The 23819-nt window shown below is 60.2% G+C and carries 27 protein-coding genes; 15 read left to right on the forward strand and 12 right to left on the reverse strand.

Annotated features, from left to right (window positions below; all coding sequences use genetic code 11):
* Positions 1–51: 51 nt before the first annotated feature.
* The 5 genes from lolA to cysG all read left to right on the forward strand — a co-directional run bounded on the left by lolA (position 52) and on the right by cysG (position 5255).
* Positions 52–672 (forward strand): outer membrane lipoprotein chaperone LolA, encoded by a 621-nt coding sequence (lolA, locus tag ACV8MC_RS17125; protein ID WP_016775262.1) that lies wholly within the window; start codon positions 52–54, stop codon positions 670–672.
* A gap of 195 nt (positions 673–867) precedes the next feature.
* A complete protein-coding gene (locus ACV8MC_RS17130) occupies positions 868–2190 on the forward strand; it encodes a replication-associated recombination protein A (protein WP_042609225.1) in 1323 nt (440 codons plus the stop codon).
* The gene (crcB, locus tag ACV8MC_RS17135; protein WP_016775261.1) at positions 2190–2564 is read left to right on the forward strand and encodes a fluoride efflux transporter CrcB; all 375 of its coding nucleotides are present in this window, start codon (positions 2190–2192) and stop codon (positions 2562–2564) included. The genes ACV8MC_RS17130 and crcB overlap by 1 nt, the downstream gene beginning before the upstream one ends.
* 15 nt (positions 2565–2579) lie before the next feature.
* Positions 2580–3860 carry a serine--tRNA ligase gene (gene serS, locus ACV8MC_RS17140; RefSeq protein ID WP_041477066.1) on the forward strand — a complete coding sequence of 427 codons (1281 nt, stop codon included), beginning with the start codon at positions 2580–2582 and terminating at the stop codon, positions 3858–3860.
* The gene (cysG, locus tag ACV8MC_RS17145; RefSeq protein ID WP_041477064.1) at positions 3861–5255 is read left to right on the forward strand and encodes a siroheme synthase CysG; all 1395 of its coding nucleotides are present in this window, start codon (positions 3861–3863) and stop codon (positions 5253–5255) included.
* A 94-nt stretch (positions 5256–5349) separates the two neighbouring features.
* On the opposite strand, the gene ACV8MC_RS17150 is transcribed toward cysG, so the two are convergent.
* The 7 genes from ACV8MC_RS17150 to ACV8MC_RS17180 form a co-directional block, all read right to left on the reverse strand.
* Positions 5350–6351 carry a glutathione S-transferase family protein gene (locus tag ACV8MC_RS17150; protein ID WP_150741138.1) on the reverse strand — a complete coding sequence of 334 codons (1002 nt, stop codon included), beginning with the start codon at positions 6349–6351 and terminating at the stop codon, positions 5350–5352.
* Positions 6352–6442: 91 nt separating this feature from the next.
* Positions 6443–7444: a glycosyl transferase family protein gene (locus ACV8MC_RS17155; RefSeq protein ID WP_252886421.1), complete on the reverse strand. Its 1002-nt coding sequence runs from the start codon at positions 7442–7444 to the stop codon at positions 6443–6445.
* Positions 7441–7776, reverse strand: a complete 336-nt coding sequence (locus tag ACV8MC_RS17160; RefSeq protein ID WP_016770652.1) for a TusE/DsrC/DsvC family sulfur relay protein — start codon at positions 7774–7776, stop codon at positions 7441–7443. Before ACV8MC_RS17160 ends, ACV8MC_RS17155 begins: the two co-directional genes overlap by 4 nt.
* Positions 7773–8066, reverse strand: a complete 294-nt coding sequence (tusB, locus tag ACV8MC_RS17165) for a sulfurtransferase complex subunit TusB (protein WP_457262726.1) — start codon at positions 8064–8066, stop codon at positions 7773–7775. Before tusB ends, ACV8MC_RS17160 begins: the two co-directional genes overlap by 4 nt.
* Entirely contained in the window at positions 8066–8422 is a 357-nt protein-coding gene (tusC, locus tag ACV8MC_RS17170) for a sulfurtransferase complex subunit TusC (protein ID WP_095182056.1), read from the reverse strand. Before tusC ends, tusB begins: the two co-directional genes overlap by 1 nt.
* Positions 8423–8424: 2 nt before the next feature.
* A complete protein-coding gene (gene tusD, locus ACV8MC_RS17175; protein ID WP_457262728.1) occupies positions 8425–8817 on the reverse strand; it encodes a sulfurtransferase complex subunit TusD in 393 nt (130 codons plus the stop codon).
* A gap of 164 nt (positions 8818–8981) precedes the next feature.
* Positions 8982–9311 carry a DUF6388 family protein gene (locus ACV8MC_RS17180; protein WP_041477057.1) on the reverse strand — a complete coding sequence of 110 codons (330 nt, stop codon included), beginning with the start codon at positions 9309–9311 and terminating at the stop codon, positions 8982–8984.
* A gap of 133 nt (positions 9312–9444) precedes the next feature.
* Here ACV8MC_RS17180 and ACV8MC_RS17185 point away from each other — a divergent pair, with 133 nt between their 5' ends.
* On the forward strand, positions 9445–9795 hold the full coding sequence (locus tag ACV8MC_RS17185) for a hypothetical protein (protein WP_024013401.1): 351 nt from the start codon (positions 9445–9447) through the stop codon (positions 9793–9795).
* Between the two features lie 102 nt (positions 9796–9897).
* On the opposite strand, the gene ACV8MC_RS17190 is transcribed toward ACV8MC_RS17185, so the two are convergent.
* The gene (locus ACV8MC_RS17190) at positions 9898–10323 is read right to left on the reverse strand and encodes a GNAT family N-acetyltransferase (RefSeq protein WP_095182055.1); all 426 of its coding nucleotides are present in this window, start codon (positions 10321–10323) and stop codon (positions 9898–9900) included.
* Between the two features lie 152 nt (positions 10324–10475).
* Here ACV8MC_RS17190 and ACV8MC_RS17195 point away from each other — a divergent pair, with 152 nt between their 5' ends.
* From ACV8MC_RS17195 to ACV8MC_RS17215, 5 genes are all read left to right on the forward strand, one after another.
* The gene (locus ACV8MC_RS17195) at positions 10476–10916 is read left to right on the forward strand and encodes a hemerythrin domain-containing protein (RefSeq protein WP_252882277.1); all 441 of its coding nucleotides are present in this window, start codon (positions 10476–10478) and stop codon (positions 10914–10916) included.
* Positions 10917–11123: 207 nt separating this feature from the next.
* Positions 11124–11759: a lytic polysaccharide monooxygenase auxiliary activity family 9 protein gene (locus tag ACV8MC_RS17200; protein ID WP_041477375.1), complete on the forward strand. Its 636-nt coding sequence runs from the start codon at positions 11124–11126 to the stop codon at positions 11757–11759.
* Between the two features lie 98 nt (positions 11760–11857).
* Positions 11858–12445 (forward strand): NUDIX domain-containing protein, encoded by a 588-nt coding sequence (locus tag ACV8MC_RS17205; RefSeq protein WP_252867859.1) that lies wholly within the window; start codon positions 11858–11860, stop codon positions 12443–12445.
* Between the two features lie 148 nt (positions 12446–12593).
* The gene (gene ggt, locus ACV8MC_RS17210) at positions 12594–14321 is read left to right on the forward strand and encodes a gamma-glutamyltransferase (protein ID WP_041477051.1); all 1728 of its coding nucleotides are present in this window, start codon (positions 12594–12596) and stop codon (positions 14319–14321) included.
* Between the two features lie 64 nt (positions 14322–14385).
* Complete coding sequence (locus ACV8MC_RS17215) at positions 14386–14919, forward strand: cysteine hydrolase family protein (RefSeq protein WP_095182052.1); 534 nt, start codon at positions 14386–14388, stop codon at positions 14917–14919.
* Between the two features lie 156 nt (positions 14920–15075).
* On the opposite strand, the gene ACV8MC_RS17220 is transcribed toward ACV8MC_RS17215, so the two are convergent.
* Positions 15076–15390, reverse strand: a complete 315-nt coding sequence (locus ACV8MC_RS17220; RefSeq protein ID WP_150741133.1) for a DUF7693 family protein — start codon at positions 15388–15390, stop codon at positions 15076–15078.
* Between the two features lie 160 nt (positions 15391–15550).
* On the opposite strand from ACV8MC_RS17220, the gene ACV8MC_RS17225 reads away from it, so the two are divergent.
* Positions 15551–16996 (forward strand): SulP family inorganic anion transporter, encoded by a 1446-nt coding sequence (locus ACV8MC_RS17225; RefSeq protein ID WP_041477048.1) that lies wholly within the window; start codon positions 15551–15553, stop codon positions 16994–16996.
* On the opposite strand, the gene ACV8MC_RS17230 is transcribed toward ACV8MC_RS17225, so the two are convergent.
* Entirely contained in the window at positions 16964–19195 is a 2232-nt protein-coding gene (locus ACV8MC_RS17230; RefSeq protein WP_236168582.1) for a response regulator, read from the reverse strand. The two genes, ACV8MC_RS17225 and ACV8MC_RS17230, sit on opposite strands and share 33 nt — an antisense overlap.
* A gap of 186 nt (positions 19196–19381) precedes the next feature.
* Entirely contained in the window at positions 19382–19900 is a 519-nt protein-coding gene (locus ACV8MC_RS17235; RefSeq protein WP_095182048.1) for a carboxymuconolactone decarboxylase family protein, read from the reverse strand.
* 131 nt (positions 19901–20031) lie between these two features.
* Between ACV8MC_RS17235 and ACV8MC_RS17240 the strand changes: the two genes are divergently transcribed.
* Positions 20032–20847, forward strand: coding sequence for a cupin domain-containing protein (locus ACV8MC_RS17240; RefSeq protein ID WP_457262732.1), 816 nt, complete (start codon positions 20032–20034; stop codon positions 20845–20847).
* Positions 20848–20850: 3 nt separating this feature from the next.
* On the opposite strand, the gene ACV8MC_RS17245 is transcribed toward ACV8MC_RS17240, so the two are convergent.
* Entirely contained in the window at positions 20851–21744 is an 894-nt protein-coding gene (locus ACV8MC_RS17245) for a DMT family transporter (RefSeq protein ID WP_457262734.1), read from the reverse strand.
* Positions 21745–21833: 89 nt separating this feature from the next.
* Between ACV8MC_RS17245 and ACV8MC_RS17250 the strand changes: the two genes are divergently transcribed.
* Together ACV8MC_RS17250 and ACV8MC_RS17255 are read left to right on the forward strand one after the other, a co-directional pair.
* Positions 21834–23165 carry an aminotransferase-like domain-containing protein gene (locus ACV8MC_RS17250; protein ID WP_457262735.1) on the forward strand — a complete coding sequence of 444 codons (1332 nt, stop codon included), beginning with the start codon at positions 21834–21836 and terminating at the stop codon, positions 23163–23165.
* Positions 23166–23205: 40 nt separating this feature from the next.
* Positions 23206–23583: a c-type cytochrome gene (locus ACV8MC_RS17255; protein WP_236168584.1), complete on the forward strand. Its 378-nt coding sequence runs from the start codon at positions 23206–23208 to the stop codon at positions 23581–23583.
* Positions 23584–23819 lie beyond the last annotated feature (236 nt).

The raw sequence follows: 23819 nt of genomic DNA on the forward strand, positions 1-23819 counted from the left end.
TGGCGCAATGACGCGCCACTCGCTCTCCCACGAGTATTCAAGAGGACTCTCATGCGCCTTATCCGCATGCTGTTGCCAGTACTGGCGCTGACCACACTCACGGCCCACGCCGATGAAAAGGACGTGGCGCGTCTGACCCAATTGCTCGAAACATCGAAAACCCTGTCGGCGAACTTTTCGCAGTTGACCCTCGATGGCACCGGCACCCAGTTGCAGGAAACCACCGGCAACATGACCCTGCAGCGTCCGGGCCTGTTCTACTGGCACACCAATGCGCCGGCCGAGCAGACCATGGTCTCCGATGGCAAGAAAGTCACCCTGTGGGACCCGGATCTGGAGCAGGCAACCATCAAGAAGCTCGATGAGCGTCTGACCCAGACGCCGGCCTTGCTGTTGTCCGGCGATGTCTCGAAGATCAGCCAGAGCTTCGATATCAGCGCGAAAGAGGCGGGCGGCGTGATCGACTTCACCCTGAAGCCGAAAACCAAGGACACCCTGTTCGACAATCTGCGCCTGTCGTTCCGCAACGGCCTGCTCAATGACATGCAACTGATTGACAGCGTCGGCCAGCGCACCAATATCCTGTTTACCGGGGTCAAGGCCAACGAAGCGGTGCCTGCGTCCAAGTTCAAATTCGACATTCCCAAAGGTGCCGACGTTATCCAGGAATAAACACCGGCACTTTGTGTCAGGGCCTTTGTGGTGAGGGCCTGCTATTGAGGGGCTATTGTGGCGAGGGGATTTATCCCCGTCCGGCTGCGCAGCAGTCGTCGCTTTTGGGGCCGCTTCGCAGCCCAACGGGGATAAATCCGCTCACCACAGGTTCTTCAGCAGATTTCAGAAAATCAGAGGTTTCAACGCTACGTGATGGATCTGTTTCGCAGTGCACCGATTGCCCAACCCTTGGCCGCCCGTCTGCGTGCGGCCAATCTGGATGAGTACGTCGGTCAGGAACACGTGCTCGCTCGCGGCAAGCCTTTGCGTGAGGCGCTGGAGCAGGGCGCGCTGCATTCGATGATCTTCTGGGGACCGCCGGGCGTGGGCAAGACCACCCTGGCGCGCTTGCTCGCAGAAGTCTCCGATGCGCACTTCGAAACGGTTTCGGCGGTGCTCGCCGGGGTCAAGGAAATCCGCCAGGCCGTTGAAATCGCCAAGCAGCAGGCCGGCCAGTACGGCAAGCGCACGATCCTGTTTGTCGATGAAGTGCACCGCTTCAACAAGTCGCAGCAGGACGCGTTTCTGCCCTACGTTGAAGACGGCACGCTGATCTTCATCGGCGCCACCACCGAAAACCCTTCGTTCGAACTGAACAACGCTTTGTTATCGCGTGCCCGCGTCTACGTGCTGAAAAGCCTCGACGAGGCGGCGCTGCGCAAACTGGTGCATCGGGCTTTGACCGAAGAGCGCGGCCTGGGCAAGCGCAACCTGACCCTGAGCGATGAAGGCTTCCAGATGCTGCTGTCGGCCGCCGATGGCGATGGCCGGCGCCTGCTCAATCTGCTGGAAAACGCCTCTGATCTGGCCGAAGACAACAGCGAAATCGGCACCGAGTTGCTGCAAAGCCTGCTCGGCGATACGCGCCGACGTTTCGACAAGGGCGGTGAAGCGTTTTACGACCAGATCTCGGCGCTGCACAAATCCGTGCGCGGCTCCAATCCCGACGGCGCGCTGTACTGGTTTGCGCGGATGATCGACGGCGGTTGCGATCCGCTGTATCTGGCCCGGCGCGTGGTGCGCATGGCCAGCGAAGACATCGGCAACGCCGACCCGCGTGCGCTGAGCCTGTGCCTGGCGGCGTGGGAAGTGCAGGAGCGTCTCGGCAGCCCCGAGGGCGAATTGGCAGTCGCCCAGGCCATTACTTATCTGGCCTGCGCACCGAAAAGCAATGCGGTGTACATGGGCTTCAAAACCGCGCTGCGCGCAGCGGCTGAGAACGGCTCGCTGGAAGTCCCGCTGCACCTGCGCAATGCACCGACCAAGCTGATGAAGCAATTGGGTTATGGCGACGAATACCGCTATGCCCATGATGAACCGGATGCTTATGCTGCCGGTGAAGACTATTTTCCGGAAGAACTCGAGCCGATTCCGTTCTATCAGCCCGTACCCCGCGGCCTGGAGTTGAAGATCGGCGAAAAACTCAATCACCTCGCTCAACTCGATCGTCTGAGCCCTCGGCAGCGGAGAAAATAGTGGTTCCATTGATACTCGCAGTGTCGGTCGGCGGTGTTGCCGGCACCTTGTTGCGCTTCGCCACCGGTAATTGGGTCAGCGCCAATTGGCCGCGGCACTTCTATACCGCGACGCTGGCCGTTAATATCGTGGGCTGCCTGCTGATTGGCGTGTTGTACGGCCTGTTTCTGATACGCCCGGAGGTGCCGATCGAGGTGCGCGCCGGGTTGATGGTCGGCTTCCTCGGGGGGCTGACGACTTTTTCATCCTTTTCACTGGATACGGTGCGCCTGCTGGAAAGCGGGCAAGTGTTGCTGGCCCTGGGCTACGCGGCACTCAGCGTATTCGGCGGGCTGCTCGCGACGTGGGCCGGCCTGTCCCTGACCAAACTTTGATAACGAGAAACCGACATGCTCGATTCCAAACTGTTACGTAGCAACCTTCAGGACGTAGCGGACCGCCTGGCTTCCCGTGGCTTTGCCCTGGACACTGCGCGCATCGAAGCGCTGGAAGAACAGCGCAAGACCGTCCAGACCCGCACCGAAGCACTGCAGGCTGAGCGTAACGCGCGTTCCAAATCCATCGGGCAGGCCAAGCAGCGCGGCGAAGACATCGCGCCGCTGATGGCGGACGTCGAGCGCATGGCAGGCGAGCTGAGCGCTGGCAAGGTCGAGCTGGACGCGATCCAGACCGAACTCGATTCGATCCTGCTCGGTATCCCCAACCTGCCGCACGAATCGGTTCCGGTCGGCAAGGACGAAGACGACAACGTCGAAGTGCGCCGCTGGGGCACCCCGACCCAGTTCGATTTCGAAGTGAAAGACCACGTCGCCCTCGGCGAGAAGTTCGGCTGGCTGGATTTTGAAACCGCCGCCAAGCTGTCCGGTGCTCGTTTCGCCTTGTTGCGTGGCCCGATCGCGCGTCTGCATCGTGCGCTGGCGCAGTTCATGATCAACCTGCATGTCACCGAACATGGCTACGAAGAGGCTTACACGCCTTATCTGGTTCAGGCTCCGGCGCTGCAAGGTACCGGCCAGCTGCCGAAGTTCGAAGAAGATCTGTTCAAGATTGCCCGCGAAGGCGAAGCCGATCTGTACCTGATTCCAACCGCCGAAGTATCGCTGACCAACATCGTTGCCGGCGAAATCGTCGATTCGAAGTTGTTGCCGATCAAGTTTGTCGCCCACACCCCATGCTTCCGCAGCGAAGCCGGCGCGTCGGGTCGCGACACGCGTGGCATGATCCGCCAGCACCAGTTCGACAAAGTCGAAATGGTCCAGATCGTCGAGCCGTCGCAATCGATGGAAGCGCTGGAAAGCCTGACTGCGAACGCCGAAAAAGTCCTGCAGCTGCTCGGCCTGCCTTACCGCACCCTGGCGCTGTGCACTGGCGACATGGGCTTCAGCGCGGTCAAGACCTACGACCTCGAAGTGTGGATTCCGAGCCAGGACAAATACCGCGAAATCTCCTCGTGCTCCAACTGCGGTGACTTCCAGGCGCGTCGCATGCAGGCGCGTTTCCGTAACCCGGAAACCGGCAAGCCTGAGCTGGTGCACACCTTGAACGGCTCTGGTCTGGCGGTCGGTCGTACTCTGGTTGCGGTACTGGAAAACTACCAGCAGGCCGACGGTTCGATCCGCGTTCCGGACGTGCTCAAGCCGTACATGGGTGGCCTTGAGGTCATCGGCTAAATGAAATATCTGCCGCTGTTTCACAACCTGCGCGGCAGTCGTGTGTTGGTTGTCGGTGGGGGGGAAATTGCCTTGCGCAAATCCCGCCTGCTGGCCGATGCCGGTGCGCTGCTGCGGGTGGTCGCACCTGAAATCGAAACGCAACTGGCCGAACTGGTCGCTGCCAGCGGCGGTGAATGCCTGTTGCGCGGTTACGCCGAAACGGATCTGGACGGTTGCGGGCTGATCATTGCCGCTACCGACGACGAAACGCTCAACGCGCAAGTCTCCACCGACGCCCACCGCCGTTGCGTGCCGGTCAACGTGGTCGATGCGCCGGCCTTGTGCAGCGTGATCTTCCCGGCGATCGTCGATCGCTCGCCGTTGATCATCGCCGTGTCCAGCGGCGGCGATGCGCCGGTACTGGCGCGTCTGATCCGCGCGAAAATCGAAACCTGGATTCCTTCGACTTACGGCCAGTTGGCTGGATTAGCTGCGCGTTTCCGCAATCAGGTGAAAAACCTGTTTCCGGATGTTCAGCAGCGTCGCGGCTTCTGGGAAGACGTTTTCCAGGGCCCGATCGCCGATCGTCAACTGGCCGGGCAGGGCGCTGAAGCCGAGCGCCTGTTGCAGGCCAAGGTCGATGGCGAGCCAATGGTCACCACTGGCGAGGTTTATCTGGTCGGTGCCGGTCCGGGTGATCCGGATCTGTTGACCTTCCGCGCACTGCGTCTGATGCAGCAAGCCGATGTGGTGCTCTATGACCGCCTGGTGGCGCCGGCGATTCTCGAGTTGTGCCGTCGCGATGCCGAGCGGGTGTATGTCGGCAAGCGGCGCTCCGAACACGCCGTGCCGCAGGATCAGATCAACCAGCAACTGGTCGATCTGGCCAAGGCTGGCAAGCGTGTGGTGCGGTTGAAGGGCGGCGATCCGTTTATCTTCGGCCGCGGTGGCGAAGAGATCGAAGAACTGGCGGCCCACGGTATTCCATTCCAGGTGGTGCCAGGCATCACGGCGGCCAGCGGTTGCGCCGCTTATGCGGGGATCCCGCTGACCCACCGTGACCATGCGCAGTCCGTGCGGTTTGTCACTGGCCACTTGAAGGATGGTTCCACCGATCTGCCATGGGCTGACCTGGTGGCTCCGGCGCAGACGCTGGTGTTCTACATGGGCCTGGTGGGCCTGCCGATTATCTGCGAGCAGTTGATCAAGCATGGTCGCGCGGCGGATACCCCGGCGGCGTTGATTCAGCAGGGCACTACAGTCAATCAGCGGGTTTTCACCGGCACGCTGGCGGATCTGCCGCGAATGGTGGCGGAGCATGAAGTGCATGCGCCGACTCTGGTGATCGTCGGCGAAGTGGTGCAACTGCGCGAGAAGCTGGCGTGGTTTGAAGGGGCTCAAGCGCAGGTCTGAGTCAGATCAAAAGATCGCAGCCTTCGGCAGCTCCTACAGAGGAACGCATTCTCATGCAGGAGCTGCCGAAGGCTGCGATCTTTTGCTTCTGCTGTTAGCCCTTTAACCAAACCCCTTTCCCGATCAACCGCGACCGGTCATGCGCTACGCTGAAATCCTGCTGCGGCCCCTTCGGCACCACGCCGGTCGGGTTGATGGTCTTGTGGCTGCCATAGTAGTGATGCTTGATGTGCTGGAAATCCACCGTCTCGGCAATACCCGGCCATTGATACATCTCGCGCAGCCAGTTCGACAGATTCGGGTAATCGGCAATCCGCCGCAGGTTGCACTTGAAGTGCCCGTGATACACCGCGTCAAAGCGAATCATCGTGGTAAACAGGCGCACGTCGGCCTCGGTCAGGTATTCCCCGCTCAGGTATCGATTGGCACCCAGCAGTTGCTCCAGATGATCCAGTTCGGCGAATACTTCATCGAACGCCTGTTCGTATGCCTGTTGCGAGGTGGCGAACCCGGCACGATAGACACCGTTGTTCACCGCCGGGTAGATCCGCTCGTTCAGCGCATCGATCTCGTTGCGTAGCGGCGCCGGATAAAAGTCCAGATCGTTGCCAGTGATCCCGTCGAAGGCGCTGTTGAACATGCGGATGATTTCCGCCGATTCATTGCTGACGATGCGCTTGAGTTTCTTGTCCCACAGCACTGGTACCGTCACGCGCCCGGTGTAATCAGGCGTGTCGGCGGTGTATCGCTGATGCATGAAATCGAAGCCATCGAGTTTGTCGCCTGTCGAACCGAGCGCCTTGTCGAAGGTCCAGCCGTTCTCCAGCATGAGCCAGCTGACCACCGACACGTCGATGAGACTTTCCAGCCCTTTGAGTTTGCGCACGATCAGCGTGCGATGCGCCCAAGGGCAGGCGAGGGAAACATAGAGGTGATAGCGCCCGGCTTCAGCAGTGAAACCGCCTTCACCGCTGGGGCCTGGTTGACCGTCGGCGGTCACCCAGTTGCGGCGTTGCGCCTGTTCGCGCTGGAACGCGCCGTCCTTGCTGCTTTCGTACCACTTGTCCTGCCAGTGGCCGTCGACGAGTAAACCCATGATCAAGACTCCCAAAACCAATATTCGTTGGAGTCGAGTCTATTCCGATGAGTTCGAACAAAAAGCGCAAAGATCGGGCGCTAATGATCAGTTAGATCGATGTGTTGCGCGCCGCCCAATACTGCTCGGCGGTTGCGAACGCCTCTTCGCGATTCTGACCGAGACCGCGCAGGGCGAGGGCCATGGTCGCAATCAAGGCCATTTGCGGGTAACTGTCGACCACATCGCCACGCCACACGGCTTTCAAGTGCTCGATTTCCAGCGAAGCGGGTTTGACGTGGCGCTGCGCTGACAGCTGCGGCCATTCTTCATCCCAGCTCTGACCGCCGCTGGTGCCATAAAGGTGGCTGGTGGCGTCGGGGTTGATCTCGATTTCACCGCCATCACCCTTGACCACAATTGCCGCGTCGCCGAGCAAGCCGCTGGCATCGCGATGCACCGCCTGGTAACCCGGGTGAAAAATGCTTTGCAGGCCGCAGCGTGCGCCCAACGGATTGAGAATTCGCGCCAGCGAGTGGATCGGCGACCGCAGGCCCAAGGTATTGCGCAGGTCGATCATCTTCTGCAGTTGCGGCGCCCAGTCCACCAGCGGCATAAAGGCCAGGCCGCCGTTGTCCAGTGCCGCGCCGACCTGCTGCCAATTGCGGCACAGGGGAATGTTCAGTTCGCCCAGCAGTTGTTCGCTGTACAGGCGCCCGGCCGTGTGCGCGCCGCCGCCATGCATGAAGATGCGTACGCCGTTTTGCGCCAGGCATTTGGCCGCGAGCAGATACCACGGCAGATGGCGTTTTTTGCCGGCGTAGGTCGGCCAGTCCAGGTCGACATTCAGCGCCGGTGCCTGCAAGCGTTCGCGCAGGGCTTCGGTGAAACCGGCCATTTCCTCTGCGCTTTCTTCCTTGTGCCGCAGCAACATCAGGAAGGCACCCAGTTGCGTATCTTCGACCTTGTCATCGAGCACCATGCCCATGGCCTCGCGGGCTTCCTCGCGCGTCAGGTCGCGGGCGCCGCGCTTGCCCTTGCCGAGAATGCGCACGAATTGCGCGAACGGATGCTCGGCAGGCGTTTCGAGGGTCAAAGCTGGAAAGTCGTTCATAGGCAATTCGTCGGTTTGGGCAGGCCCGCCAGTTTCGCGGCGAGTTTGGCAGGGGTGCCTTTGAACAGTCGGTTCAGGTGCAGGCTGTTGCCTTTGTCCGCGCCAAGTTTCAACGCGGTGTACTTGATCAGCGGCCGCGTGGCCGGCGATAGCTGGAATTCGGCGTAGAAGCTGCGCAGCAGCTCGAGGACTTCCCAGTGTTCAGGCGTCAACTCGATGTCTTCTGCGGCGGCGAGGGCGCTGGCGACTTCAGCCGACCAGTCGCTGAGGTCAACGAGAAAGCCGTCCTTGTCCAGTTCGATGGCGCGGGCGCCGACGGTCATTGAATTCATAGCCAGCTGTTGACCTTGGCGTGATGGATCGACAGTTCGACAAACGCCGGGTAATCGATGGCCTCGGCCCAGTCTGGAATCTCGATCGCACGCGCCTGTGCGTCCTCAGTCAATACAAACAGTCTGATTGCTCGCTCTTGAAGGGTTGAGAACGGCACAGTGTCCGGTTGCAGCGCATACACCGCATCGCCGGACAACAACACGGCATCGGCGCTGCCGAGCAGGCGCAGGCAACTGCTCAGACGATCGTCGCCGAACGGGGAATGAGACAACACATGCAAAGTCGACATCAGAGGGTGATCACCTGATCGTAACGGTCAATAAGGGCGGTGATGTGGTCAGCAGCAAGCGGCTGTGCCTCGTCCAGCGACAGGTTGCCAAGACCGCGAGCATTGGCGCTTTCGGCGCAATAGAACAGCTCTTCGACACCAAACATCGGCAGCGCCTGCAGATTGGCGCTGAGGTCTTTCTGCTGCAAGGCCTTGGCGTTCTGCCCGGCGGCCAGTTGCAGCACGCCGTCATCGAGAAACAGCAAACCGATCGGCAGATCAAAGGCGCCACCGGCCAGCACGATATCCAGCGCTTCCCGCGCACCGGGGCCGGACCATGGCGATTGGCGGCTGATGATCAACAGCGATTTGGCCATGTTCAAGCGCCTCCGAAACAGATGAGACGGTCAGCGTCCTGCACGGCATCGTGCAATTGACCCAGACCGGACAATTCCCACGGCGCGCTCAGCGAAATCGCTTCACGCTGGTAACGCTTGGATTCTTCTTCGTTCAACACGCCACGGCGCAGAGCGGCGGCGATGCAGACCACGCCATCCAGTTGCCTTTCGTTGATGAAGGCGCGCCATTGCTTGGGCAAATCCAGTTCATCCTGCGGCGTCACCACTGCATCGGAGGCGTTGAACACGCCGTCCTGATAGAAGAACAGCCGGACAATCTCATGGCCGCCGGCCAGCGCGGCCTGGGCAAACAGCAGGGCACGGCGCGAGGAGGGCGCATGGGCGGCGGAAAACAGCGCGATGGCGAACTTCATGATGGACTCGATCAGCGAAACTGCGGCCATGATAAAGCTTTATCGCTCGTGCCGCGAAACCCGAGTTTTACGCAGATACCTTTGTAGGAGCTGCCGAAGGCTGCGATCTTTTGATCTTGAAGGCAAAATCAAAAGATCGCAGCCTTCGGCAGCTCCTACATCGATTACGGGGTGATGCCGTAAAGATCGCAATACTCGATCCAGTCCATCCCCGCCATTTCCGCCACTTCCCGATGCACTTCCAGGCGTTGCGCCTGATAGTCCTCCGGTGAATCAGCGGTCAGCTGCAACGTCAGCTCCCAGGCAAACAACCCCTGGCTTTCCGCCTCAGCCTCGAATGCTTCATGCAAGCGTTCTTCGCGGTACTGCGCCTGGGTTTCACCCTTGGCCTGAGCCAACAGCGGATTGAGGTGGTCGAGAGTCTCACGCAGTTCGGGTCGCGCATCGAGAAACAGTTTCAAGGCGTGTTCATGTCGTTGGTCGCTAGGCGCCATGTAATGTCCTTGTGTGGCTGAAGATCTCAGAGTGCCGCAGCTGCTCACGCGTGTCGCGCATAAAAACAGTAAAGCAGAACGATTTGCCGCGTCGCAGTGCTACAGTCCGCTTTTTTCTCGATGAGCAAATGCAATGCGAATGCTGATGGTAGTGCTGGCGGCGGCCCTGTTGGCCGGGTGCGCCGGTTCGGTGATGAACGATGCTCGCAGCAAGAGCCCGGACAAGGTCCTGACCTCGGACAAGCCGGAGAAAGACGTCGCCCGGTGCGTGCAATTCGCCTGGCAGGACGAAGCGGTTTTCGGCGTGGACGCGGCGGCCTATCTGGAGCCGCGCGAGTCTGGCGGCACGACGGTCTACACGCGTTCAGCGGAGTCGTTTGTCGATGTGATCACCGAAGCGTCCGGCACAACCTTGAACTATTACGCGCAGAAGAGTGATTTTGTCGCGATGCGGCGCATGGCGGCGATGGCGACCTGCCTCTGATTGTGTGTCGAGGCGGCTGGCGCTTTCGCGAGCAGGCTCGCTCCCACCGATTGAATGCTTTCCAGTGTGGGAGCGAGCCTGCTTGCGCAAAGAGCGACACAGTCAGTTGATCAGCCGCTTTTGGAAAAAATGCCGCTTGTGCCCCGGTGGATAGTCAACGATCTCACCGAACTGGCTGAAGCCCAGCTTCTTGTAGAACTCCGGCGCCTGAAAATCGAAGGTGTCGAGCCAGATTCCGTAGCAGTTCCTGTCTTCGGCCAACGCTTCTGCCTGTGCCATTAACCGGGAACCAATCCCCTCTCCGCGACTTTGTTCCGGTACTGACAGCAAATCGATGAACATCCAGCGCAAAGTCACTCGCCCGTACAACCCGCCCAGTATCGCGCCATACTCATCTTTTACCATCAAGGCGAACGGCTCGGTTTTCGATATGCCGGTCTTCGCATCGTTGTATTCAATCAACGGTTGGAGAATGGCCTGACGCTGTTCCTCGGTAGGATTGTCCGTCAACTCGATACGCAAATTCATGCATGACTTCCTTGTGTGATTGAACGCCCAGCCTAACCCGTCCGGGCAAACGCCTCCAAGCCCTTCGATCGAACAAGCGGAACCGTCAAACCAGCGTTGCGGTCTAGGCTTTTATCGCGTCTTTCCCTGAGCGCGATTGATGAGGAAATCCCGTGAATATTTTTGAAGCCCTGCGCGAAAGCCACGAGCGCCAGCGCACTTACGCCAAGGCTCTGATCGCGACCAGCGGCGACAGCCCTGAGCGGGTCGAGGCCTACAAGCAGCTCAAAGCAGAACTGCAAGCGCATGAAACCGCTGAAGAGCGGCACTTCTACATCCCGTTGATGGAAATCGACGAAGGCGTTGACCTGAGCCGCCACGCCATCGCCGAGCACCACGAAATGGACGAGATGATGGAAGAACTCGACGAGACCGAGATGTCCAGTCCGGCGTGGCTGGTCACGGCCAAGAAGCTCTCCGACAAGGTTCATCATCACCTCGAGGAAGAAGAGCACAAGTTCTTCCAAATGGCCGGCAAACTGCTCGACGATAAACAGAAAACGCAACTCGCCGGGCAGTACGAAAAGGAGTATCAGGCGCAACTGTCTGAATGACCAAAGGCGACTCGGCGTGTAGGTGTTCAGCTACACGTTGAGTGCGATGCGTCGTCGAGCACTGGTTATGCATCCAGTATTTCCGGGCTTTTTACGTCTTGCACGGTGGGACTGTGACAAAAGCGCCGATGGACAAAAAATTCACCTCCGTTAGCTTGAAGGCCTCTCCTCGGGAAGGAGAGTTCTCAAATCAACGGAGTGAACATGATGAATCAGGCAATCCCACAAACCCAACTCAAACACGGTCGTGTCATCTCGCCAGCAAGTCGCGGCGCAGTGGCCATTGACCTCGGCTTGCTCGGCGCTTGGCAAGTCAATGAAATGGAGGGCGGCAAAAACTTTCCGGCCGTGAATGCCGGGCCGTTCCCGCAACCCTTCGAGACCGACTCGGACAGCGTCGCGCCGCCGGCCGATGGCTACATTCTCAGCGGCGGCAAGACCGATGCCCGCGATTGCGTCAATTACACCGACGACGAGATGAGCAAGAAGCTCGGCCGTTCATTCAACTGGCCGCTGCTTAATGTCGATCCGGGGCAGATTCTCGAGGTCAGCTGGGCGTACACCGCGCCGCACACCACCCGTGGTTATCGCTGGCTGATCACCAAAGACGGCTGGGATCCACAGCAACGCATCAGCCGTGCGCAGCTCGAAACCCAGCCGTTCTTCGAAGACTTCTACCTGCAAGTGCCGTATTACAGCCATGCCGGCGAATTGAAGGCCAAGGTTGATCACCAAGTGCAACTGCCGACGAACAAGAAGGGTCATCACGTCATTGTGCTGATGTGGATCGTCGCCAACACCGGCAACGCCTTCTACCAGGCCTTCGACGTCGACTTCCAGTAACAACCCAGGCTGAACGAGCCCGGTAGCGCTGCCGGGCTTTTTTTGTCGGCGCAATTGTCCGACCATGGCAGTCCCCCATGAAGACAGGATCAGACGCGATGTCCAACACAGCCGAACGGGTCAACATCGTCGACACACAGGTGTTGTCCCACGACTGGTATCTGTTGAAGAAAATCACTTTTGATTACCACCGCAACAACGGCGAATGGCAGCGCCAGACCCGCGAGGTCTACGACCGGGGCAACGGCGCGGCGATTCTGCTGTTCAACCGCGAAAAGCGCACGGTGGTGCTGACCCGCCAGTTTCGTTTGCCGGTGTTCGTCAACGGCCACGATGGATTGTTGATCGAGGTGGCGGCGGGGTTGCTGGAAGGTGCCGCGCCGGAGCAACGCATTCGTGACGAAGCCGAGGAGGAAACCGGTTATCGCGTGCATGACGTGAAGAAAGTATTCGAGGCGTATATGAGCCCCGGCTCGGTGACGGAGAAGCTGCACTTTTTTATCGCCGAATACGACGCCGCGTCCAAAGTCAGCGACGGTGGTGGGCTGGAAGAGGAAACCGAAGAACTGGAAGTGCTCGAATGGGGCTTCGATAAGGCACTGGCAGCATTTCAACGCGGCGAGATCTGTGACGCCAAGACCATCATGCTGTTGCAATACGCAGCGATGAATAACCTCTTCGCTTGATTCGGGCAGGAGCTGCCAACGGCTGCGATGGCTCAGCACACTGGCTGAACGGGGAGGCGCAATACGCAAAGCCGACCATACTGCTTGTTGCTTCTGAAGCGTTGCCCTGCGTTTTGCGCAGTCCCCAAAAACAAAAAGAGATCGACTCATGAAGTACGAACCTTTGGCCAGATCGCTCATTGCGACCTCCCTGGCGCTCAGCTGTCTCATGGCTCACGCGGCATCGGTGGCGCCGGTGGCGGCGGAAAACGGCATGGTGGTCACCGCGCAACATCTGGCGACCCATGTCGGCGTCGATGTGTTGAAAAACGGCGGCAATGCCGTGGATGCGGCAGTGGCCGTGGGCTATGCGCTGGCGGTGGTCTACCCGGCTGCGGGCAATCTTGGCGGTGGCGGGTTCATGACCATTCAACTGGCGGACGGACGCAAGACCTTTCTCGACTTCCGCGAGAAAGCCCCGCTGGCAGCGACCGCCAACATGTATCTGGACAAGGACGGTAACGTCATCCCGGACCTGAGCACCCGCGGCCATCTGGCCGTCGGGGTGCCGGGCACTGTGTCCGGCATGGAGCTGGCGCTGAGCAAATATGGCACCAAACAGCGCAAGGACATGATTGCCCCGGCGATCAAACTGGCCGAAGACGGTTTCGAGCTGCAGCAGGGCGATGTCGAGCTGCTCGAATACGCGACGGATGTGTTCAAGAAGGACATGCGCGATTCCGGCTCGATCTTCCTCAGCAACGGCGAGCCGATGCAGGTCGGGCAGAAACTGGTGCAGAAGGATCTGGCGAAAACCCTGCGGACGATTTCCGAGAAGGGCGCCGACGGCTTCTACAAAGGTTGGGTCGCCGATGCCATTGTCACGTCCAGCCAAGCCAACAAAGGCATCATCAGCCAGGCCGACCTGGACAAATACAAGACTCGCGAACTGGCCCCGGTGGAATGCGATTATCGCGGCTATCACGTAGTCTCGGCGCCACCGCCCAGCTCCGGCGGGGTGGTGATCTGCCAGATCATGAATATCCTCGAAGGCTATCCGATGAAGGACCTGGGCTTCCATTCCGCTCAGGGCATGCACTACCAGATCGAAGCGATGCGCCACGCGTACGTTGATCGCAACAGCTACCTCGGCGATCCGGATTTCGTGAAGAATCCGATCGAGCACCTGCTGGACAAGAACTATGCGACCAAACTGCGCAACGCCATCCAGCCGCAAAAGGCCGGCGTGTCGGCTGAGCTCAAACCCGGTGTAGCGCCGCATGAAGGCAGCAACACCACGCACTATTCGATCGTCGACAAGTGGGGCAATGCGGTCTCGGTCACCTACACCCTCAACGACTGGTTCGGCGCAGGCGTGATGGCGAGCAAGACCGGGGTGATTCTCAACGATGAAATGGACGACTTCACCTCCAAGGTCGGCGTGCCGAACATGTACGGTCTGGTTCAGGGGGAAGCCAATGCCATCGCGCCGGGCAAGGCGCCGCTGTCGTCAATGAGTCCGACCATCGTCACCAAGGATGGCAAAGTGGTGATGGTGGTCGGCACGCCGGGTGGTAGCCGGATCATCACCGCGACCTTGCTGACCATGCTTAATGTGATCGATTACGGCATGGGCCTGCAGGAAGCGGTCGACGCGCCGCGCTTCCATCAGCAGTGGATGCCGGAGGAAACCAACCTCGAAGACTTCGCCGCCAGCCCGGATACGAAAAAGCTCCTCGAGAGCTGGGGCCACAAGTTTGCCGGCCCGCAGGATCCCAACCACATCGCCGCGATTCTGGTCGGCGCGCCGTCACTGGACGGCAAACCGGTTGGCAAGAATCGCTTCTACGGCGCCAATGATCCACGGCGTAATACCGGCTTGTCACTGGGTTACTGAGCGGAGTAAAAAGGGGCGGGCTCAGGTCCGCCCCATCTCAAGGACTGATCAAGGAAGGCTCGACATGACCACCGCATTACTGATCATCGACGTCCAGCAAGCACTGTGTGCTGGTGAATATCAGTGTTTTGAAATCGACCGCGTGATCGCCACGATCAATGATCTCAGCCAACGCGCCCGCACAGCTGGCGTTCCGGTGGTGTTGATTCAGCACGAAGAAAAGGACGGTCCGTTCGTGCATGGCGCGGACGGTTGGCAACTGGCCGAAGGTTTGCTGACTTCGACGAAAGACCTGCGTGTAGGCAAGACTACCGGGGATTCTTTCTACCAGACCGATCTCGGCAAGCTGCTGCCCAGCGAGGACTTCGAACGCCTGATCATCTGCGGCCTGCAAACCGATTACTGCGTCAACGCCACGGTGCGCAGCGCGCATAAGCTGGGCTACGACGTCGTAGTCGCGCAAGATGCACATTCGACGGTCGATAACGGCAACATGAGCGCCGAAGACATCATTGCCCAACACAACAAGGACTTCGCCGCCCTGACCAGTTCCGTGGCACGGATCGACGTCAAACCGGCAGCCCAAATCACCTTCTGAACTCACACAAACCCCCTGTGGGAGCGAGCCTGCTCGCGAAAGCGCTATGACAGCCAACATCAAACCGACTGATATACCGCCTTCGCGAGCAGGCTCGCTCCCACAGGCATTTGGTCGGTCTCAACATCAGAGAGCACCGCAGTCGGAAACGATGCACTAGGTTTGGACGCGATTCGCATCACGCAGCAACCGCTCGATCTGCGCCAGTTCCCATGTGCTGAGCAGACTCACCGGGTCCGTGCCATAACGCTGCCAAGTGTCCAGCGTCGCTTCATCCCCGGCGCAGTTGCGCGCGTATTCACAGTGATGCAAGTGTCCCTCGGCGAAGTCCAACAGCAGATGCCAGCCCTCGATGTAAACGGCAATCAGCCCGGACTGGGACATTACCTCGCAGACTTCGAACGCAAGCACGCCCAGCGCAGCTTCGCGCAGACGCTGACACACATCCCGGGCGGACAAAAACGCTGACATGCTGCGACTCGATTCGATGGACAAGCCTGCAAGGATAAGGTCCGCGCTACTCCATGTCAGCGTTTCACTGGCCCGAGGCCGAACAATTCCGTAACATTCGCCTCCCTCTTTTTTCGCGAAAACAGCAGCCGTGCCCAGCGGCCGCTCAGTCAGGTAAGCCATGAAACCGATTCGTCTGCGCGCCGATGTCCTCGCCGGACTCACCACCTCGTTCGCCCTGTTGCCCGAATGCATTGCTTTCGCCCTGGTCGCGCATCTCAATCCGCTGATGGGCCTGTACGGCGCGTTCATCATTTGCACGCTGACAGCGTTGTTTGGCGGCCGGCCGGGCATGGTTTCCGGCGCGGCGGGCTCGATGGCGGTGGTGATCGTCGCGCTGGTGGTGCAACACGGCGTGCAATATCTGCTGGCAACGGTGCTGCTCGGCGGTCTGATCATGATGGCGTTCGGGCTGTTGCGCTTGGGCAAACTGGTGCGCATGGTGCCGCATCCGGTGATGCTCGGTTTCGTCAACGGCCTGGCGATCATCATTGCCCTGGCGCAACTGGAGCACTTCAAAAGCGGCGAGCACTGGCTCAGCGGTACGCCGCTGTATCTGATGACCGGGCTGGTGCTACTGACCATGGCCATCGTTTACATCCTGCCGCGCCTGACCAAAGCGGTACCGCCGGCGCTGGTGGCGATCCTTGGTGTCGGCCTGCTGGTTTACCTCTTCGGCCTGCCGACCCGCACCCTCGGCGACATGGCGCACATTGCCGGCGGTCTGCCGACTTTCGCCATGCCGGACATTCCGTGGAGCCTGGAAACGCTGCGCATCATCGCTCCGTACGCGATCCTGATGGCGATGGTCGGCCTGCTGGAAACCTTGCTGACACTGAACCTGACCGACGAAATCACCGAGACCCGTGGCTATCCGGATCGTGAGTGCGTGGCGCTCGGCGCGGCCAACATGGTGTCCGGTGCGTTCGGCGGCATGGGCGGTTGCGCGATGATCGGCCAGACCGTGATCAACCTCAGCTCCGGCGGGCGCGGGCGCTTGTCCGGTGTTGTTGCCGGTGTGCTGATTCTGTTGTTCATTCTGTTTCTGTCGCCGCTGATCGAGCGTATTCCGCTGGCCGCACTGGTGGGGGTGATGTTTGTGGTATCGCAGCAGACGTTCGCCTGGGCGTCGTTGCGGGTGATCAACAAGGTGCCGCTGCACGATGTGCTGGTGATCATCGCCGTGACCACCATCACCGTGTTCACCGATCTGGCCACGGCCGTGCTGTGCGGGATCATCATCGCCGCGCTCAACTTCGCCTGGCAGCAGGCGCGCGAACTGTACGCCGATGAACACCTGGAGGCCGACGGCAGCAAGCTCTATCGCCTGCACGGCACGCTGTTCTTTGCCTCGACCACGCCGTTTCTCAATCAGTTCGATCCGGCCAACGATCCGGCGAAAGTCACTCTCGACTGCCGACACCTGAGCTTTGTCGATTACTCGGCGATTGCCGCGTTGAAAACCTTGCGTGAACGCTACGCCAAGGCTGGCAAGCACTTACAGGTGTTTCATCTGTCGGAACGCTGCAAGAAATTACTCAAGCGCGCCGGCGTCGATCACGACTGACGCCGCTGGTTTTGCGTCCTTGAGCCAGGTCTTGCCGAGAATCCGTGAGACCTGTTCGGCGGAGTAGGGCTTGGCGAGAAACTCGAAACCTTCGTAACCGCTGCGGGCCAGTTCTTCGCTGTAGCCGGAGGTCAGAATCACCGGTAGATCGGGGCGGCGCTGGCGCAGCTCCCTGGCCAACGCGACGCCGGTGATGCCCGGCATGACCACGTCGGAAAACACCGCATCGAACGCGCTGGCATCGCCGCCCGCCAACTGCAGGGCTTCTTCAGCGTTGGTTGCCCATGCGGTTTCATAGCCCAGATCCTGGAGGATCTGGTTGGCAAAACGACCAACATCGAGATTGTCCTCGACCACCAGTACCCGGCGTTTTTCGCAGGCCGGCTGCACCTCGCCATCGTCCTCAGTGTTGTCCTGTTCAGCCTCGTCCGCCGGCACTTGCGGCAAATACAAGGTGAACTCGGTGCCTTGGCCAAGGACGCTGGAAACATCGACGTTGCCGCCGGATTGCTTGGCGAAGCCGAACACCTGCGACAGCCCCAGCCCCGTGCCTTTGCCGACCGCCTTGGTGGTAAAGAACGGTTCGAAGATGTGTTCAAGGGTGTGTGCGTCGATGCCGGCACCGGTGTCGGCCAGGGCAATCGACACGAAATGGCTGCTGGACCCGGCGTGACCGCGAATCGGCGGCAGCGCTTTGTGGCACTCCAGGCGCAATTTCAGCTCACCTTGACCATTCATGGCGTCGCGGGCGTTAAGCGCAATGTTGATCAACGCGGTTTCAAACTGACTCAGATCGACACGGATGTAGCAGGGGTGATCCGGACGTTCGACGCACACGTGAATCTGCGCGCCGGTGACCGATTCGAGCATTTCGCCAATATTGGCCAGACGTTCGCCGGCATCGACCACTTGCGGATTGAGCGGCTGGCGGCGGGCGAACGCGAGCAACTGGCTGGTCAGCTTGGAGGCGCGCTCGACGGTGTCGGACACCGCGCGCATGTAGCGCTGACGGCGTTCTTCCGGCAGGTTGGGCTGGCGCAGAAAGTCCACCGACGAACGAATGATCGTCAGCAGATTGTTGAAGTCGTGGGCGACGCCGCCGGTCAATTGGCCGATGGCTTCGAGCTTCTGCGACTGGCGCAACGCCGACTCGGCCTGGGCCAGGCGCAAGCTGCGCTCTTCGACCCGTTGCTCCAGCGTGGCGTTGAGCTCCGCCAGCGCCAGCAGGCCTTCGCGCACATTGGCATCGGCGCGCACCCGCTCGATGTGCGCCCAGCACCGTTCGGTCACTTCGCTCATCAATGCCTGCTCAAATTGCGACCAGACCCGCGGCACTTTGTCGTGGACGGCCATCAATGCGGTCAGACGGCCCTGCTTGATCAGTGGTACACAAATGGTCGCGGTAATACCGATGGCCTGAAAGGTCGCCGACTCTTCCGGTGGTAGCTCGCTGCGGTTGTCATGGATGACCAGCGGTTCCCCGGCGCGCAGCAGACGCACTGCCTTCTCACCGAAATCGCGCAGGCGGTAGTGGCCGACGATGCTTGGCGAACCCGGTGCCGCATAGTCGCCGCGAATGGTGAAGCCGTCCTCGTCGGCATCCATGTCGGCGTACGCGCAGTTGGACAATTGCAACTGCTCGACCATCAGCCGGGTGCTCGCCGCCAGGATTGCTTGCGCATCGGTGGCATTGGTCACCGCTTCGCCGATGGCATCGAGGACGGCCAGGCGTTGGTTGAGATAAACGGTCTGGGTGGTCTCGGTGACCGTGTCGAGCATGCCGACGACATTGCCGTGGGAGTCACGAATCGGGCTGTAACAGAAAGTGAAGAACGCCTGCTCCGGACCGTTGCCGCGTTCGATCTTCAGGGCAAAGTTTTCGATGTAGGTGGCTTGGCCGGCATAGGCCGCCTCGGCTATCGGGCTGATCTCATGCCAGGCTTCTTTCCAGATGTCGCTGAAAGGACGTCCCAGCGCATGCGGCTTGTCGCCGAGAATCGGCACGAAGGCGTCGTTATAAAGGGTGATCAGTTGCGGACCCCAGACGATCGCCTGAGGGAAATGCGACGCGAGACTGAGCGAGACAGTGGTCTTGAGTACATCGGGCCAGTTTTCCAACGGGCCGAGGGGCGAATTCGCCCAGTCGTGACGGCGGATCTGCCCGGCCATCTCGCCGTTGTCTTGCAACCAGTCTGTCATGGGGTTCGTATCTTTCCGGGCATTTGTCTGAGAACAAAGACCTGCGCGCAGGGTGTTTGGTTTCAGCGCACCAGACACTGTTTGCGCTGCGAATTATTCTGACCTACATCATGGCAGCAAAAAACAGCGCTGGCGAAAAGAGCATCTTTTCGCCAGCGGATTTTTCTTCAGTTCGTGAGCGACTGCTCAGGCCTCGACGGTCGGGAAATCAATGTCGGTCAACGCCGTGTTGTTCAGGTAGTTGGTCAATGTCTGCACGGCCACTAGGGCAATCACTTCGATGATCTTGCGGTCATCGATACCGGCAGCGCGGGCAGCGGCCAATTGTTCATCGCTCAAGTGGCCACGGGTTTCGGTCAGTTGGCGGGCGAGGGCGGCGTAGGCATTCAGTTCGCCGTGACGGGCCGCGACGATGTCCTGTGGCGAGAGCCCGGCCTTGCCGGCGAACATTGTGTGTGCGGACAGGCAGTAGTCGCAGCCGTTTACTTGCGAAGTGGCGAGGTAGACGGCTTCTTTTTCCTGGGCGCTGAGCGAGGTCTTGCCGAGGATCGCCGAAGCTTGCAGGTAAGTGTCGAATGCAACTGGCGCTTGGGCGAGGGTAGTGAAGACGTTGGGCAGGAAGCCGATTTTTTTCTTCACGCCTTCCAGTGCAGGACGGGTGGCATCGGTGGCGGTGTCGAGGCTGATAGCGGGGATGCGGCTCATGGTGATTCTCCGAAATTCCGCAGCGAAGTGCAGCGGCGATGGAGAGATCTTAGGGGCTGCCAATGGCGCTTTGGCGGCAAATCGTCGAGGATATGCGGCAGATCGTCCAGATATGCCTTCGGGAGTCAGCCATGGATCGCCTTTCCACATTACTCAGTCATTTCGGCGTGAACGCCGGCACCTTTCATAGCGGCGCGTTTTGCGGCGTGAGCGTTCACGAAGGCGAGCCGGTCGGGCACGTGCATGTTCTGCAAGCCGGGGCGTTGCTGCTCAAACCGGGCAACGAGCGGGAGATCCGTCTGGACGAACCGTCACTGATTTTCTTTCCCCGGCCGTTTACCCATCGGATGTTTGCCGACGAAGCCATGGCCAGTCAGATTGTCTGTGCCTCGCTGACCTTCGACGGTGGCTCGGGCAATGTCCTGGCCGCCGCGTTACCGGACTATCTGGTATTGAAACTCACCGACATCCCGGAACTGCGCAGCACCCTTGACTGGCTGTTCAATGAAGCCTTTGAAGGGCATTGCGGGCGCGTGGCGGTGATGGATCGCCTGTTCGAATTGCTGGTGATTCTGTTGCTGCGCCATCTCATCGGCAGTCGAGATCAGCAACCGGGCATGATGGCCGGGCTGGCTGACCCGCGCTTGTCTCGCGCTTTGAACCTGATCCATGAGCAGCCGCACAAGCCTTGGAGTGTGGCCGATCTCGCGGCGGCGGCGAACCAGTCCCGCGCCGGTTTCGCCGAGCAGTTTCGCCGCGTGGTCGGGCAGACGCCGGCCGATTATCTGCTGAGCTGGCGCGTCAGTCTTGCGCAGAAACGCCTGCGCGAAGGCCGGCCGATTGCGTTGATTGCCGAAGAGGTCGGTTACGAAAGTCCGTCGGCGCTGGCCCGGGCGTTTCGGCGCAAGACCGGTCTCAGTCCTCGGCAATGGAAAGCCGGACACTGAACATTACCTGGCGAATTTCTTCGCTCCGGCCACGCAAAGAATCACCCCAAGCGTTACGCCGAGCATGCCGACGCTGACCTGCTCATGCAGCAACGTCGCCGCCAGTGCCAGACCAAAAAACGGCTGCAGCAACTGCAACTGCCCGACCGCCGCAATCCCCCCTTGGGCCAAGCCGCGATACCAGAACACGAAGCCGATCAGCATGCTGAACAGCGACACGTAGCCCAGACACATCCGCGCAGGCAAGCTGATGTTGCCGAACGAGGCGGGCGCCAGCCACAGGCTCAGCACTGCCATCAGCGGTAACGACATTACCAGCGCCCAGCAGATCACCTGCCAGCCGCCGAGGCTGCGTGACAGTTTCGCGCCTTCGGCGTAACCGAGGCCGCAGGCAAGAATCGCCGCGAGCATCAGCAAGTCCCCGGTCGGCGACGCGCTAAGGCCTTGGGACAGAGCGAAGCCCACCACCAATGCGCTGCCCAGCACCGAAAAGATCCAGAACACCGGCCGTGGCCGCTCACCGCCACGCAAGACACCAAACATTGCCGTGGCCAGCGGCAGCAATCCTACAAACACGATCGAATGCGCTGACGTTACGTGCTGCAATGCCAGCGCGGTCAACAGCGGAAAACCCAACACCACGCCCAGCGCAACAATCACCAGCGACAGCCACTGATGGCGCGACGGTCGCGGTTGCTTGAACAACAGCAGAAGTCCGACGGCCAGTGCGCCGGCAATCGCTGCTCGCACCACGGTCAGAAACACCGGATCGAATTCCAGCACCGCCAAACGTGTGGCCGGCAGCGAACCGCTGAAAATCAGCACGCCGATAAAACCGTTGATCCAGCCGCTGGTTTTTTCCAGCGCCGGGTTGGCCGCAGTCGATGTTGTGTGCATGTCGGTCGCGCTCAAAGAGTGGCTTGTATCGCCGTGATCCTAGGGCGGACAATCAGCACAATCAAAAAATTGTCATGGATACAGCCGGCATGCCCCGATCCCGTTACAAGACCTTGGTTGACCGCTATGCGGCGGATATTCGTGGCGGACGACTGCCACCGGGCACGCGATTACCTACGCATCGGCAACTGGCGGCGCAGGAAGGACTGGCGCTGGTTACCGCTTCACGGGTTTATGCCGAGCTTGAGGCGATGGGCCTGGTCAGTGGCGAAGCCGGGCGCGGCACTTTTGTGCGGGAAACGTCGCTGGCGCCGGGGCAGGGCATCGATCAGAAAGACGTAGCGGTCGGCATGATCGACCTGAATTTCAACTATCCGTCGTTGCCCGGTCAGGCTGAGCTGTTGCGCACGGCGTTGCGGCAACTGGCGTTGTCCGGCGATCTCGAAGCGTTGCTGCGTTATCAACCCCACGCCGGCCGTGCCCACGAACGCGCCTCGGTGGCGCGACATTTGTCGACACGCGGCGTGACCGTTGAAGCCGACCAAGTGCTGATCGTCAATGGCGCTCAGCAAGGTTTGGCGGTGACGCTGATGGCCCTGCTCAAACCCGGTGATGTGATCGCCGCCGATGCGCTGACGTATTCCGGGTTCAAGGTGCTGGCCGACGCGTTGCATCTGGAAGTGCTGGCGATCCCGATGACAGAGCAAGGCCCGGATTTGCCGGCACTGGACAGGCTCTGCCGCCAGCGTGCGGTGCGCGCCGTGTACAGCATGCCGACGCTGCACAATCCGCTGGGCTGGGTCATGCCACTGGAACAGCGCGAGCAATTGGTGGCGATTGCCCGGCGCTATGATCTGACACTTATCGAAGATGCGGCCTACGCGTTTCTGGTGGAAAATCCGCCGCGAACCTTGATCGATCTGGCACCGGAACGGACGTTTTACGTATCGGGCCTGTCGAAAAACATCGCCACCGGTTTGCGCGTCGGCTTCATCGCGGCGCCGCCGCCTCAAGTGCCCGCACTGGAGCGAATCATTCGCGCGACAACGTGGAACACGCCCGGGGTGATGACCGCCATTGCGTGCGGTTGGCTCGACGACGGCACCGTCACCGTGCTTGAGGAGCAGAAACGTCGTGATGCGATGGCGCGACAGGCCTTGGCCGCCGAGGTGCTGAAAGGGCTGCGCTACATTGCTCATCCGGCCTCGTATTTTCTGTGGTTGCCGTTGCCCGAAGATGTGCGTGCCGATCAGATCGTGGTCGAGTTGATGCAGCAGCAGATTTCGGTCACCACCGCCGAGCCGTTTTCGCTGTCGGCCAATACGCCCCATGCGATTCGTCTGGCGTTGGGTTCGGTGGACATGAAGGTGTTGCGTCAGGCGTTGATCACTGTCAGAACGATTGTCGGCGCTTATCTGTAAACTGCGTTCACGCCATGCAAAGCCAGGTTTGGACTGTTTAATGAAATTCACCACAGCACTGCTTCTCGCCTTGATCTTCAGCACCAGCGCTCAGGCTGAGGGCGATCCTGAAGCCGGGGCGAAAATCTTTCCGCGTCTGTGCGGCGGTTGCCATCAGGTTGGCGAGTCGGCTCGTTCGGGGTTTGGTCCGCAGTTGAACGGCATCGTTGGCCGGGCTGCGGGGACTTCGGCAAATTATGTTTATTCCGCTGCGATGAAGAACTCGGGGATTACTTGGGATCGGGCGACGTTGAAGGCTTATCTCAAGGATCCGAAAGGGGTGGTGCCGGGGACGCGGATGATTTTCTGGGGGCTGAGTGATGAGGAGAAGTTGAATAATTTGTTGGCTTATCTGCAGAGGTTCAGTGCTGAGCCCTAGTCGGGCGATGGTTTCCTGGCTGATTGAGTACATATCCATTGCTGCGGTAACGGCTGCTTAGGGTTCCGCCCTTACGGCGGGTCACCTTTTTCAAACGCCAAAAAGGTAACCCAAAAGGCTTGCTCCTGCGTTCGGCCCTCGCAGGCTCGGGTCCCTTCGCTGCGGGATCGATCCGGGCGCAGCGGCTACGGTTTGCTTCGCTGCACCTCCTTCCGCTGTGTCTGGCTGCGCCAGAC

Source organism: Pseudomonas sp. PK-RTE-24 (assembly GCF_054052265.1).

What these genes read in the sequence shown, in the direction of transcription:
- ACV8MC_RS17200 (WP_041477375.1), top strand. Translation starts at nt 11,124, where the DNA reads ATGAATCAGGCAATCCCACAAACCCAACTCAAACACGGTCGTGTCATC.
- ACV8MC_RS17130 (WP_042609225.1), top strand. Translation starts at nt 868, where the DNA reads ATGGATCTGTTTCGCAGTGCACCGATTGCCCAACCCTTGGCCGCCCGT.
- serS (WP_041477066.1), top strand. Translation starts at nt 2,580, where the DNA reads ATGCTCGATTCCAAACTGTTACGTAGCAACCTTCAGGACGTAGCGGAC.
- ACV8MC_RS17150 (WP_150741138.1), bottom strand. Translation starts at nt 6,351, where the DNA reads ATGGGTTTACTCGTCGACGGCCACTGGCAGGACAAGTGGTACGAAAGC.
- ACV8MC_RS17180 (WP_041477057.1), bottom strand. Translation starts at nt 9,311, where the DNA reads ATGGCGCCTAGCGACCAACGACATGAACACGCCTTGAAACTGTTTCTC.
- ACV8MC_RS17220 (WP_150741133.1), bottom strand. Translation starts at nt 15,390, where the DNA reads ATGTCAGCGTTTTTGTCCGCCCGGGATGTGTGTCAGCGTCTGCGCGAA.
- lolA (WP_016775262.1), top strand. Translation starts at nt 52, where the DNA reads ATGCGCCTTATCCGCATGCTGTTGCCAGTACTGGCGCTGACCACACTC.
- ACV8MC_RS17155 (WP_252886421.1), bottom strand. Translation starts at nt 7,444, where the DNA reads ATGAACGACTTTCCAGCTTTGACCCTCGAAACGCCTGCCGAGCATCCG.
- cysG (WP_041477064.1), top strand. Translation starts at nt 3,861, where the DNA reads ATGAAATATCTGCCGCTGTTTCACAACCTGCGCGGCAGTCGTGTGTTG.
- ACV8MC_RS17160 (WP_016770652.1), bottom strand. Translation starts at nt 7,776, where the DNA reads ATGAATTCAATGACCGTCGGCGCCCGCGCCATCGAACTGGACAAGGAC.
- tusB (WP_457262726.1), bottom strand. Translation starts at nt 8,066, where the DNA reads ATGTCGACTTTGCATGTGTTGTCTCATTCCCCGTTCGGCGACGATCGT.
- ACV8MC_RS17250 (WP_457262735.1), top strand. Translation starts at nt 21,834, where the DNA reads ATGCCCCGATCCCGTTACAAGACCTTGGTTGACCGCTATGCGGCGGAT.
- ACV8MC_RS17230 (WP_236168582.1), bottom strand. Translation starts at nt 19,195, where the DNA reads ATGACAGACTGGTTGCAAGACAACGGCGAGATGGCCGGGCAGATCCGC.
- tusD (WP_457262728.1), bottom strand. Translation starts at nt 8,817, where the DNA reads ATGAAGTTCGCCATCGCGCTGTTTTCCGCCGCCCATGCGCCCTCCTCG.
- ACV8MC_RS17255 (WP_236168584.1), top strand. Translation starts at nt 23,206, where the DNA reads ATGAAATTCACCACAGCACTGCTTCTCGCCTTGATCTTCAGCACCAGC.
- ACV8MC_RS17245 (WP_457262734.1), bottom strand. Translation starts at nt 21,744, where the DNA reads ATGCACACAACATCGACTGCGGCCAACCCGGCGCTGGAAAAAACCAGC.
- ACV8MC_RS17205 (WP_252867859.1), top strand. Translation starts at nt 11,858, where the DNA reads ATGTCCAACACAGCCGAACGGGTCAACATCGTCGACACACAGGTGTTG.
- ACV8MC_RS17190 (WP_095182055.1), bottom strand. Translation starts at nt 10,323, where the DNA reads ATGAATTTGCGTATCGAGTTGACGGACAATCCTACCGAGGAACAGCGT.
- ggt (WP_041477051.1), top strand. Translation starts at nt 12,594, where the DNA reads ATGAAGTACGAACCTTTGGCCAGATCGCTCATTGCGACCTCCCTGGCG.
- ACV8MC_RS17185 (WP_024013401.1), top strand. Translation starts at nt 9,445, where the DNA reads ATGCGAATGCTGATGGTAGTGCTGGCGGCGGCCCTGTTGGCCGGGTGC.
- tusC (WP_095182056.1), bottom strand. Translation starts at nt 8,422, where the DNA reads ATGGCCAAATCGCTGTTGATCATCAGCCGCCAATCGCCATGGTCCGGC.
- ACV8MC_RS17235 (WP_095182048.1), bottom strand. Translation starts at nt 19,900, where the DNA reads ATGAGCCGCATCCCCGCTATCAGCCTCGACACCGCCACCGATGCCACC.
- ACV8MC_RS17240 (WP_457262732.1), top strand. Translation starts at nt 20,032, where the DNA reads ATGGATCGCCTTTCCACATTACTCAGTCATTTCGGCGTGAACGCCGGC.
- ACV8MC_RS17215 (WP_095182052.1), top strand. Translation starts at nt 14,386, where the DNA reads ATGACCACCGCATTACTGATCATCGACGTCCAGCAAGCACTGTGTGCT.
- ACV8MC_RS17225 (WP_041477048.1), top strand. Translation starts at nt 15,551, where the DNA reads ATGAAACCGATTCGTCTGCGCGCCGATGTCCTCGCCGGACTCACCACC.